At 44.7% G+C, this 12,991-nt stretch carries 9 protein-coding genes; all 9 read left to right on the top strand.

Annotated elements, in window-relative coordinates; genetic code table 11:
* Positions 1–125: 125 nt before the first annotated feature.
* Positions 126–1,010, top strand: a complete 885-nt coding sequence (nfo, locus tag FIU99_RS13260) for a deoxyribonuclease IV (RefSeq protein ID WP_006957982.1) — start codon at positions 126–128, stop codon at positions 1,008–1,010.
* Positions 1,011–1,254: 244 nt separating this feature from the next.
* The gene (gene ung / locus FIU99_RS13255; protein WP_006957981.1) at positions 1,255–1,941 is read left to right on the top strand and encodes a uracil-DNA glycosylase; all 687 of its coding nucleotides are present in this window, start codon (positions 1,255–1,257) and stop codon (positions 1,939–1,941) included.
* A 99-nt stretch (positions 1,942–2,040) separates the two neighbouring features.
* Entirely contained in the window at positions 2,041–2,592 is a 552-nt protein-coding gene (locus FIU99_RS13250) for a hemerythrin domain-containing protein (RefSeq protein ID WP_006957980.1), read from the top strand.
* Positions 2,593–2,755: 163 nt separating this feature from the next.
* Complete coding sequence (gene gmtY / locus FIU99_RS13245) at positions 2,756–4,213, top strand: gamma-mobile-trio recombinase GmtY (RefSeq protein ID WP_152472310.1); 1,458 nt, start codon at positions 2,756–2,758, stop codon at positions 4,211–4,213.
* Positions 4,213–6,885 (top strand): integrase family protein, encoded by a 2,673-nt coding sequence (locus FIU99_RS13240; protein WP_152472309.1) that lies wholly within the window; start codon positions 4,213–4,215, stop codon positions 6,883–6,885. Before gmtY ends, FIU99_RS13240 begins: the two co-directional genes overlap by 1 nt.
* A complete protein-coding gene (gene gmtX, locus FIU99_RS13235) occupies positions 6,885–7,562 on the top strand; it encodes a gamma-mobile-trio protein GmtX (RefSeq protein WP_152472308.1) in 678 nt (225 codons plus the stop codon). Before FIU99_RS13240 ends, gmtX begins: the two co-directional genes overlap by 1 nt.
* Positions 7,562–7,999, top strand: a complete 438-nt coding sequence (locus FIU99_RS13230) for a VPA1267 family protein (protein WP_152472307.1) — start codon at positions 7,562–7,564, stop codon at positions 7,997–7,999. The genes gmtX and FIU99_RS13230 overlap by 1 nt, the downstream gene beginning before the upstream one ends.
* A complete protein-coding gene (locus FIU99_RS13225) occupies positions 7,996–10,161 on the top strand; it encodes an AAA family ATPase (RefSeq protein WP_152472306.1) in 2,166 nt (721 codons plus the stop codon). Before FIU99_RS13230 ends, FIU99_RS13225 begins: the two co-directional genes overlap by 4 nt.
* A gap of 876 nt (positions 10,162–11,037) precedes the next feature.
* A complete protein-coding gene (locus FIU99_RS13220; protein WP_152472305.1) occupies positions 11,038–12,915 on the top strand; it encodes a hypothetical protein in 1,878 nt (625 codons plus the stop codon).
* The last annotated feature ends 76 nt before the right edge of the window (positions 12,916–12,991 follow it).

Below are 12,991 nucleotides of genomic sequence, written 5' to 3'. Positions count from 1 at the left end.
GGCGATAGATTCGGATTTTTTGTTTTGTTGTAATATTACTACAAAAGAGGTGTGGTTGTTGAGGTGAGTCCAATAACTTGCTGTAATTCGTGCCATATATTGAAAGTAAAAAGTGATAAAGCAACATGTTAGAAAAGTCGTATGGTAACAAGTTTATCGGTGCTCATGTTTCCGCAGCAGGTGGTGTTGATCAGGCACCACTGAGGGCAAAAGAGATAGGAGCAAATGCGTTTGCCCTATTTACTAAAAATCAGCGCCAGTGGAGTGCCAAACCGCTTGATGAAACAACCATCGCCGCATTTAAGTCTAATTGTATAAAGCTAGGCTTCACCGCTGATAAGATACTCCCACACGATTCGTATTTGATTAATCTTGGCGCTCCAGAAGAAGAAAAGCTTGAGAAATCCCGCGCTGCATTTATAGATGAAATGCATCGTTGCCATCAACTTGGACTAACCTTGCTCAATTTTCATCCTGGGAGTCATTTAAAGAAAATTTCTGAGAAGGAGTGCTTAGCTCGAATTGCGGAATCGATCAATATTGCCCACCAAGCGGTACCAAACGTGATAGCGGTGATCGAAAATACGGCGGGTCAGGGTACCAACCTAGGTTGGCGATTTGAACATTTAGCTGAAATCATTCAACTAGTTAATGATAAATCCCGAGTTGGTGTGTGCATTGATACCTGCCATACCTTCGCAGCAGGGTATGACTTGAGCAGCTTTGATGCTTGTGAGGCTACTTTTGCTGAATTTGAGCGTGTTGTGGGTATGCCTTACTTAAGGGCAATGCACATTAATGATTCAAAGATCGCCCTAGGTGGGAAGGTCGATCGTCACCACGCATTAGGCAAAGGAGAAATTGGTTGGTCGTGTTTTGAGTATATCGCCAAAGATCCTCGATTTGACCATATCCCATTGATTCTAGAAACAATAGAACCGGAAAGTTGGCCTGACGAAATTGAGTTTATACGTCAGCATCATGTTACTCGGCTCAAGGAAATGGCCTAACTATTTAAAAGTGGCATTAATTTTTCATAGTGAGTGTAGGTACTCAGACAAATAAGGATGCCATTATGCCTTACACTTCTTTTTATACTACCGCACGTTCGACACGTCTTCCTGTTCCTAATCGCCATGTGACGGGGCAGGGGCATTATCGGATCCCACAAAAAAGCTAGTTCACTTTATCGCTTTGTTCCTTCATGACTTTTTGCGACAATTGCTTGAGCGTAAATAGCAGAAGGAACAAAACATGAACCTGTCACTGACATGGCAAGACGTCATTGGGGCTGAAAAGCAGCAGGACTATTTTCAGCAGACGTTGAATTTTGTTGAATCGGAAAGGGCATCAGGTAAAGCGATCTTTCCTCCGGCAAAAGATGTGTTTAATGCCTTTCGGGCGACTGAGTTCAATGATGTGAAAGTCGTTATTCTGGGACAGGATCCTTATCACGGCCCTCGACAGGCTCATGGTCTTTGTTTCTCTGTTTTACCAGGTATCAAGACTCCTCCCTCTTTAGTCAATATGTATAAAGAGCTAGCACAGGACATTGATGGTTTTCAGATTCCGGCGCATGGTTACCTTCAAAGCTGGGCTGAGCAAGGTGTTCTGTTACTAAACACTGTTCTTACGGTCGAACAGGGAAAAGCCCATTCGCATTCTAAAACCGGTTGGGAAACCTTTACCGACAAAGTCATTGAAGCGGTTAATCAGCATCAGTCTGGCGTGGTGTTTTTGCTTTGGGGCTCTCACGCGCAAAAAAAGGGGCGCTTCATCGATCGCAATAAGCACCATGTATTAGCTGCGCCACACCCTTCTCCGTTGTCAGCGCATCGTGGGTTTTTCGGTTGCCGACACTTTTCGCAAGCAAATCAAATTCTTAACGCCCAAGGTAAACCAACGATCGATTGGCATCTTCCAGCTCAGGTTAGTGTTTAGCTCCTGCCAAGGCTAATTGCCCAATTTTCGAGCAACATCAAGACTTGAATGGCACTTCTTTTATACACTTACTAAAAGTAGGTGTTAAGGAGAAGCGCTATGATGATTGAAAGGATAAGGCGAGAGCATGGTTACATGGTTCGTTTGCTGGCAGTATTGAGGCAAAAGATTGCCCTACTAAAGGAAGAACAGACCATCAATTACAGTTTAGTGAGAGAAATCGTGGACTATCTGGCTCACCACTCTGAGCGTGTCCATCACCCTAAAGAGGATATTCTCTACCACTATTACCTAGAGCATTATGGCCATCACACGGATATCGAGAATCTTGAACTAGAGCATGAGACATTATCACAAAGGACTCATGCTTTTCTCGATACTGTTGATATGATCCTCCAAGATGCAGTGGTTCCTCAAGACCTGTTTGTGCAGCAACTCGAAGATTTTATCCTGACGCAAAAACGCCACTTGGATCTTGAAGAGCAGTCTATATTACCTCTCATTAATAAGAGATTTACCTTGCACGATTGGCAAGCCGTCGAAAAACGTTGGAACGTCACTGAAGACGACCCTGTTTTTGGTGACACCATTGCAGAGCAGTATCAGCAATTAGCGCAACGCGTTAGGCAAGTCGATCAAGAGTGTGTCTGACACCCTAGATATCAGCAAACAAAAAGAGGCGCATAAGTTATATATAGTAACTTAAAGGGTGTATATTGTGTATTAAGGCAGAGAAATCTGCCTTTTTATTGCACAATTAACGGTGTAGGTATATAGTCAATTGTGTGTTCCATGTGTATAAAGAAAGCATGATTTGTCATCAGTAAAAGTCAGAGCAACGATTGTTGAGGACAATACGGGCATCAAAAGCCAACTGCCTATCTTGCTAACTGAACAAGGAGAGCTGAGTACGGTCACAGACTACCTACTCAAGCTAGAGGCGGACGGTGTGAGCAACTCCGTCATGAATGGATTTATTCAAGCGGTGTCCTTGTTGCTGGATTATATGGAAGCCAATAGAGGATTGTTTGACGATCCGAAGTTGCTCTTTCAGACCTTTTCTAAGCGGTTGTATACAGGAACGATTGGTGAAGATGGACTTGACCCATCTGGTTTGTATTGGGTGCCAAGTTCAACCAATAACGTCAATAAGCACATTCACCGACTGACGGCATTCACCGATTGGTTGGCAAACAAGCACGGCACTGCACCGATGAATCCCTTGCGTGATGCTACCCCGCATGAGCAACGATTGAATTACGCTGCATGGTATCGAAAAAACCAAAACGATTTCCTTGGTCATATCGAAGATAAGACTGTGAACAAGACCATCCGTAAGGCGCGAACCATCAAGGGGCGCACTCCTCTGACTAAAACCGAAGATGACGCTATCGCCTTTCCTGAAAAGCACTGGGAAGACTTTTATATGAATGGCATTGGTGGTGCGAGCGACCCACGAGTGGCACTCAGGGACAAATTAATACTCCTACTCATGCACGGTGGCGGACTACGCGGAAGCGAGGCTTTAACCCTTTGGGTGACAGATGTGTTTGAAGATCCCTATAACCCAGATAGTGCCATCGTTCGAATTTACAATGAAGTCGATGGCAAAGCGCCAAATGACCCTGAAGTTCGTTCTAAAAATCAGAATAGAGAAACGTACTTAAAAGAAAAGTATGCGCGCATCCCTCGCCAGCGCATGAAAGGTACAGCATATCTTGGTTGGAAAAACCGTATGGTTGACCATAAAGATAACTACATACAGGTTCAGTGGTTCCCAATCGACTACGGCAAAGTGTTTATGTCACTTTGGAAAAACTACCAAAAGTACCGAGCCAGCATCGACTGTCATCACCCTTATGCGTTTATTTCGTTTCATCATAGCGCTTTCGGCAACCCTTACACTATCAACGCCTTCCATGATAACTATGCCAACGGCTTGAGGCGCATAGGTTTAGAGCCAAACAAGGCTGAAGGTAAAGACCCTCACGGGCATCGTCATAATTACGGTAGACGATTAGAACGCTCAGGATTGAACCCGTTGGTGATTCGACGCTGTATGCACCATAAGTCCTTAGATTCACAAATCCCCTACACAGGCAAAGGTCAGCAAGAAATTTCTGATGAACTGACCCAAGCGACACTGCAACTTGAAAATCCTGAATCCAAAGTCAAAGTGCTCGACTGGAAAGCGCTGGTTGAACATGGCTTTGATAACATCGATCCACAGGGGGTCTTCACTGGCAAGCATCCAAAATTGAGAGGTAAGTAATGGCGAAAAAAAGAATACGTGACGGACGCGCTTCGGATACAACCTTCTCTTGGATGCTTACGACACTCGGTGCGGAGTGGCAACAATGGCAGGAACTGGCAGCCGAGTGGATGGCAGAACAAAACACAGGGATTGACCATAAACAAAAAGCTATAACTCGATTCTTCGAATCCTATATCTCTGAATATGCACCTTATGCCATCGGCAATATAGATTTGTTTTTCAAGGGCTACCAAGGACATCAATGCTCCAGTGAAGAGTTGGAAAAACTGGTTAGAAAAACTCAAAATAGCCCCGATAAAATCCAGTCGGGCGTGAACATCCCATATGACTTCACCGACTTTGTGATTGAAAAAGTGTTCTCCGAAGAAGATGACCATGGCAGACTTGTTCCACTGGTTCAAAACCCGCTGAGCAAAATCAAACAACAAGCTAGTGCGACTGAAACCGTGCGCAATCCTCTGCCGTATCGCTATATTCAAAACCTGCGCCAAATCATCTGTCCGTTGCCTGATAAAACTGAACTGACCGTCATTGAGCAAAACCTCAAGGACGATGAGTCTTTGCTTCCTACCTATCACTATCGACATTTCAAGCACTGGACATGGGCGCAGCGGCAAACAGGGCAAGCAAAAAGCGATGGTGACTGGTTCGACGTGGAGCCTGAACTGATTGATAAAACAGACCCTGACTGCGTATGGCGCAGCAAAGAAGTGACTCGCCAGATTAAAGGTGAAGGGAAAAAGAAAATCACCCTTCACCAAATCTGGTCGCCCGTCAAAGCGATGGCGATTTTCATGAAACTCCATCTACCGCTGCGTACCTATCAGGTGCGTATGTTAGACAGTGGTGAAGCCGATACATGGCGCTATGAGCAAGGTCAATGGGTGGTGAATACCAAGCATAATTACGCGCTTGGCAGTGAAAAACGCCCATTTGGGAAAGGTATCTTCCGCCGAATTCACGACACCATGACAGGGCTGTATTCAACAGGCTTGTATATCAACACCAACAAGACTGCTGACCAGAACAAAGACGAACAGGAGCGGGGTTACATTATTCCTTGGCAAAACGAGGAAGTATTGTACTGGTTGGAAAAGTTACGTAACTGGCAAGAAAAATACAACTCGATAGCAAAGCCCACTCATTGCACCACATTGTTAAATAAGCACACTAGTGTAAAGAAATCGGATAAGCAACTACAAAGCATGGGTGAGATTGCCTTTTTGTTTCGTGACGCATCTGCAAAAGGTGAGGATAAATTAAAACCTATAAGGTACAACTCGCTAGATGCTTTCTGGTATCAACTCTTATTGGTGCTAGAAAACCAACTGGCAGAGCGTGGGAATACACTCGATAACGGCGAACGCTTAAAACTGGTTGTGGATTATCCAGATGGTGCGCCAGAATACTCAAAGGTTGCCACCCTGTTTCCATTGCACAGTTTGCGCGTCTCACTCATCACGGCGTATACGATGGATACCCAACTGCCACTGCCTGTGATTTCTAAGTTGTTAGCAGGGCATACACGCCTACTGATGACTATCTACTACAACAAAATCACCCCATCAGTGATGGTAGAGAAAATGGATGAAGCACATAATGCGCTGGATGCCAAATCCAAACAGTCAGTGCGCAATTTCCTTAAAGATGCCTCGATGGAGCAAATCCAATGCAAGATGGTGTATCACAGCGATGACAGCATTCAGGCGGCACTGGCTAACCGTAATCCGATTGGTTGGGAAGAGCGCTCGTGTGGGATGTGTTTGGTCGGCGGTAACACCATTAAATCGGATGAAGTCAGTACCCTTGGAGGGTGCTGGAACGGTGGTGAGTTGATTAGGGATGCAAAAGCCGCTCAAGGTCGCGTCTACGCAAGTGTGCCGCACGGCCCTGAAAACTGTCCTCGTTGCCGCTGGTTTATTACCGAGGCACGATACCTTCCTGCGCTCAACGCCCACTTCAATCAATTAAGTTACAAAGCACATCAGGCCGCGAACCTATCGATTGAGATTGAAGGTGAACTGGAAGACCTCAAAGACGAACAATTCTTTTGTGAAGAGCAAGGTAAGCCATTTATCAAGCACGATGAACTTCAAGCCCTACAGCGCCGCTATGAAAAGCAGCAAGTCGAAACTGATGAATACACAAAAGACCTAGTGGCTTGCTTTGAACTTGTTATCAAAATCATGCGTGTCGAAGAAGCCAGAGTCGAGGGCGACACCAAAGATAAACTGATTGCGGTTGGCTCTGAGCAAGATGTCAGCCATGCCTTGAAGTTTATCGAGACCGATTCTGAGTTGTTACACCTATCACTGCTTTGTGATGATGCGGAGTTCTATCCTGATTTGCAGGACGAACTTCGTAAAACTTCTGCTATAGAAAAGCGCTCACGCAAGCTCAGTCGTGTACTGATGAAAAAAGGCTTCGAGCCGATTTTCATGGAAATGGACGACAAACAACAACTCATTGCCGCCAATGCCATGCTGCGCCAAATGGCAAAAATCGCCGACCCTGACGACAAACTTGAAGGCTACCGCAAGGTGGCTAACTACATCGAAGCGGGTGAATACCTGACTGATAACAAGCTGTTCGCGGAGGGTGTCAGTGCATTGACTGATAACGCCATTAATCTAAATGGTATCGCACTACCGAAATTATTGGAGGACTAATGGAACTCGATATTGATGTCATTTTGGCTGACTTAAAAGAAGGCAAAGTACCTCGCACGCAGCAAAACCTCGATAAGCTCAACGACACGCTGAAAGCCTATGCAGAATCAGGTCAGCGTGACTTCTCCATTACCCAGATTGGACGGGTGTCTGCCGAAAATGGCGGATTGGCGTATGAAGCTTTGCGTGCTACCCGTAATAAGCACTATCGAACACTCATCGAAGCATGGGCGGCAAAGTACAATACCAATACCAAAAAACCGCTATCTAACACCTCACGGTCTAAATCTATCCCTGCGGATAATAAGCTCTTAGAGCGAATCCCGGACCCTGCGGTACGCGCCTTGTTTGGTCAAATCATTGCCGAGCGTAACCGCTACCGCAAAGAGGTCAATTTGCTCAAGCAGCACGCTAATATCACCATCGATAAACGCCCTGTGCGCCAGTTTGATACCACCGCAGAGCCAAGTGTTGAAGTGCTGCCATCCCTATCAGGTGTGCTCACCGAATCAGAGAAAAAAGCCTTAGCGTATGCTATCTCTGATGAGTGCATGGAAAAGAACGACTGGCAAGCCACTCAGGCAGGACAGGTGAAGAACATGGAGGACAACAGCGAAGTATTTCCTAGAGGCTTTGTCACAGGGCTTCGCAAGCTGTTGGGTGAGGTCGATGACTAATGGCAAGTGGGCAGCAGAAAGCACAGCAAAACCTTGAGGCATTTGAGGTCTGGAAAGCCACACAAACGGACGATGACTTTAAACAAATCGTGTTCAGAGGTCAGCTTAATCGTATTGAAGTGGCAAAGGGTATTGGTTGTGAAAAATCGGCTTTAAACCAAAATCCTGCCCTCAAGAAAGCACTCAAAGCCTTAGAAGATGAGCTGCGCGGTAAAGGTGTCCTGCCACCGTTGACCGACGCCGCTAAGAAGAATGAGGACAAACCTCAAGCCTACGACAACACAGCCAATCGGAAGCTTAACGATTCAAAACGGGTGTCGTCATTAGAAGCTGAAAACATTGAGTTGAAAGCCAAAGTCAAGGAGCTTGAAAAGCGACTTGAGCGCTTTGGTGAGCTATCTGAAACCTTATCCGAAATGGGGCTGATGCCACGATGAATGCTGCTTTGCATAAAGACCAAATGCGCGTCACCAGTATCCCTTATCGCTCGACCAAGATGGTGATATTCAGCGGTGTACCGCTGGCGAAGGACTCTTATAAAACCAATAGTGGCAAGTATTACGTCACTATCAAAGCCGACCCCGACAGCATCCCTGTGCTACCCACGTTGGGTCAGCATTGGTCAGTCAAGGGTGCTCGCCAGATAGAAGGTATGGAGATGGGTGATTATGTGATGCAGCAGCACACGTATGAATCACCCAAACATATTGAATGCACCTTGCCCGAAACGGGTGAGCAACTGATACGCTTTATCGCCAGAGAAAGTGGCTTCAAGGGCATTGGCGAAAGCAAAGCTAGGGCGCTCTGGCAGCTCTTGGGTAAAGACTTCCATGCCACACTGAGAAACGACACCCCAGAGTCCAGAAAGCGTCTGACATCGATTTTGAGTGAAGATTCAGTGGAAGCGCTCTTTAAGGGGTACGCCAAATATAAAAATCTGGCGCATTGCAATTGGATGAGTGAGCACAACATCCCCGCCAGTGTGCAGCAACGGCTGCTCAAGCATCACGGTGACGCCTCCATAGAGGTAATTAAGGATAATCCTTATGCTTTGATGGGCTTTGGTCTTTCGTTCAGTGCCATTGAAGATATTATCAAGGTAACGGATTTTAAGAGCGATGTTGCGAAGGATGACCCAAGAAGGCTCAGCGCGGCTCTGGAAATGGCGATTCGCAAGGAGATTAAAAAAGGTCACACCTATACCACTCATGCCAATGTGCGCCCTTACCTCAACAAGCTACTGAAAGACAAAGCACTGGTCACTCAGGCGTTCCAATCAGGTCATGATAAAGCGCAGTACATTTTAAGCCCCGACACAGGAACCTACCATCCAACGGCGCAACTTCTGATGGAAAGTGTCGTTGCCAAGCGCTTAAAAACACTGATTAAGCGAAATGACTTGTTTGATGAAAACGCCAATGCTGCGTATTGCTCTGCGGTTGCGGAGCTTCCCTACGAATTAACTCCTAAACAAATCGAAGCCGTCACAACGTGTCTGGACAATTCGGTAAGCTGTATTACGGGCGGTGCAGGGACAGGCAAGACAACCGTACTCAGAACAGCTCTCAGGGCATATCATCAACTTGGATTTGAAATACACGCCGTTGCGCTCAGCGGTCGTGCTGCAATGAGACTTCATGAGTCCATCGGTTTTGTTACTTCAACCATTGCCAAATTGCTGCGTGAAGCCCCCATAGAACCCAGTGTAGAGAAAACAAATCATCTACTGGTGATTGATGAGGCAAGCATGATTGACTTGCCAACTATGTATCGTCTTGTGAATCACATTCACCCCTCTATACGATTGATATTCACTGGCGACCCCGACCAACTTCCACCCATCGGCTGCGGCAAGGTGTTGGCAGACATCGTTGAAGCAAGAACTGTGGCTAATACGATGTTAGATATCGTCAAGAGACAGGAAGGTTCAACGGGTATTCCCGAATACTCAAAGCTCATCAATCAAGGAGTGGTTCCTGAACAATTAAGTACAGGTGCAATACACTTTCATGAAACCAGTAAAACAGACATTGCCAAAGTCTGTTGTGAGCTTTACCAACAGTCCCCTGATAGCAGTCGTGTCATGGCTCCAACCAAGGCACTCGTATCAGAAATCAATCAACTCACCCAGCAAGCCGTTAACCCAGATAGCTCCAGCCTTGAGTTCGAAATCAATGATGACAAGTTCTTTTTGCCACTTCGCATGAATGATGCTGTGTTATTTACGCAGAATCATTACGACAACGGCATTCAGAACGGCTCACTTGGTATGCTAACCAACGTCAAACCTTCTGGTGATAGTTACGGTGAAGTGACGCTAGATACAGGTGAAAAGGTCGAGATAACACAATCCGTTCTCGACTGCATGGAGTTGGGTTACGCAATCACCCTACATAAAGCCCAAGGGTCACAGTTCCCGCGCATCATTATTGCCCTGCAAAAAGGTAGGATAGTCGATAGAGCATGGCTCTATACGGCAATCACGAGAGCTGAAAGTGAAATCCATATCGTTGGTAGTAGTGATGACATGAAGCAGATCACCGAGGCACCTAGTCACTCTCATAAGCGGAATAGCTATCTGAAAGAGCTGTTGAGTTAGCAATTTCAAACTCGTTTATGCCCCAAATCTTGTTACGAACTGTATATGAACGTGGCAAATTTGAAGGTGAGAATCTTAGCTTTCTAATACACAGATACGACATGAGCCACTTGTAGTGGCTCTATTACGTGCTACCTGTGGTCAATACTCTATGAGCGGAAGAGAACCGGGCTATTGAAAATGCGGAGGTCTTTGGTTATCGCGGCGCGGCCTGCGGCTACTTCAGAGTAGACTTCAATGTACTAAAAAGTCCCGCTGTCATTGATAGCGTCTAGTCTATCCCTAAACTCAATAACAAAGCAACCTGAGCTTGAGCTCGTTAACGGATTCACGTAACTCGATAGGTCTTTATGCTGCCTTCAGCCATAGCCTTCATGTAAGCAGCTTTAATTGCCTTCATACTTTCAATTTTTGCATTTCGAGCTTTTGTGTTTGGTTTCGTTGACTCCATAGCTATGCCTATACCTGTAAACTACTAGTCACAGCATACCACACTACAAGCATTGGTGACTTTGTTAGTCACTCTGAGTCAAGTCGACTCATCTATGCCCCAAAATGAGTTTCGACCATGATTGAAACCCATAACCAAATCTAATTCGAAAAAAGCTCCACACTAGGCGAAGTTCTATGAATATTCAGATTGAAAGTTAAGCTAACTCATTTCTTGTTGTCGTGCTCATCTTGAATGGTTAGCTCAAGAGATAGACCGTACTTAGTTTTTAGTTGAGTGAACTTCAAAGATCTAGTTTAGTGATTTGATATGATGTAAAAATAAAAGTTTACCATTAATTATCAGATAATTAACGCATATAGCGTAGTATGTTATATGCCTAAATTATCAAGTGAGCGAGAACGTAGTAAGTGAACGATATAGTTATGGGTATGCCGATCATCCCCTTTAGAAAAATGGCGTTATCTATCCTGCCTGAAATTGAGAGAAGAATACAGGGCTGTAGCGATAAAGCTAATTATGTTTGGGCAAACGAATATCAAAGAGCTTATCAAGAGGTCAGTAATTATGTGGATGATGGAATCATACCTCCAAACGGATTTTGTGTAGCGTTAGGAGGATTTACAGGTGCTTTCAAGCGACCTGTTCTTGAAGCTTATAGCTTTCAGTTTCCTATGCCTACTGGAAGCTTAGAGGCCTTTTACGCTATTTGCACTTCCAGTGCTCATACAATTGAAATAAGAAGCAAAGTTGACTACAACGACCCTATTCAATTTGATCGAGCTTTATCCGAGCCATTGGCATATAGCACTGAATACTATAAACAATATATCAAAGGTCGATTCCTTACTTACAAAGTTGAGAGAGCACCGAGGTTAAATCCACCTTTCGACATTGAAAATAAACTTGGCTACTTTGAATTTGGCACGATTAATTCGCTAACAATCAGCGTAGAATCATCCCTTGAGAGTTCAATCGATAAGCTCCGCTCAAGTGTACTTGATCTGTACAAGAAGGTCCCTGCACCAGAGGTTCCAAATCACTGCAATGAACAAGTTATACGTCTGGACGTGTTTACGCTTGATAACCATTTGTGTATCGGTGACCACCCTATACCGCAGCATATCCAAAAATCCCAAAAATACGTACATACTTGTATTCACTCAGTATTAAACTCCCTTCATGGTATGAAACTATCAGATGATAGAAAACTCAATGTTAAGCAGGTGCTTAGAGGTAGCTATAACGACGAGTGGTATATTCCGAACTACCGAGTGACGATTACCGATGACAAGGAATCCATAGAATGTTACCTGATAATGCGATTTATCCCTCTTCCATCATTTGCTGACATGATTTCGTTTCGAGCAACCAGCTTGTGTCGTTCTTTAGCAAACATCGCTCCCCATTCAGGGTATGTGCCTGATAAATTGATTAGATACTTTCTGTGCGATCTGAATACCTTGTTACATTACAGAAGTGAACTTCGTAAAACTGCCCCATTCATTGACCTCAGAAAATATGACCCGTTTATTCACCGAGGGCGCATTCCAGGTCGCCTAGAATACAACAAACAGATGGATTGGGATGTAATTCCGAAATATGTATTCCATGCTGCCTATACATTACTAGAGACTTACAATCACCATCTGGCACTAGATGCTACACCGCTAGTACTGCCTGATAACGCAATCAGCGATGATCAAAGATTGGATGCTCTGCAAACTCATATAAAACACCGATTAGCAAGCTTTGGCAAAGACCCTTCAAACTACCTAACCGAGTCTTCAGCTTTCAAAGGCGAAGTGGCGCTTACTAAGAAGTTAGTGACATACCTTGAAAGTCCGAATGACTATAGCGTGCATGGTGAGGCACATGAATCGACAGGTCGGCTAGATATAAAAATAGAATTTAAGTACTGCGATACTGATCCGTTAATGATTGAGGCCAAGATAGTTAAAGCCACTGAAGACAAAAAGATGCCAAGTCCGTCAAAGGTGTTTAAGAGCTTCACTGATGCCGTAAAACAAATTAGAGAATATACAAATCACACTGATGCTCATGGGATGCTATTATTCTTCACTCTTGATTTACATGAGGCTCAGGTGGCCAATGTCATTGATGAAGAACTTCAACGCAAGTTAGAAATTGATCCTAATGCCTTTGACTTTGACTTTCTAAAAATTCGCAACCCCATTAACAAGATCACTCACATAGTTAAGATAAAAACTACGACGGGCGACGGTGCCATTTACTATGTGAGATTTATGAAGTTGAAATCAAAAGCACCATCCGTGGGGTGATTCTATTTTCTTGAAGGTGCTCTGCACCATCAATACTGGACAACACACTAAGAAATTTTCAATAAGATAAGTTATC

This window comes from Vibrio sp. THAF64 (genome assembly GCF_009363455.1).
Lineage (GTDB): Bacteria > Pseudomonadota > Gammaproteobacteria > Enterobacterales > Vibrionaceae > Vibrio > Vibrio coralliilyticus.
Note: the sequence above shows the minus strand (reverse complement) of the source record. Positions and strands in the feature narration are given on the sequence as shown.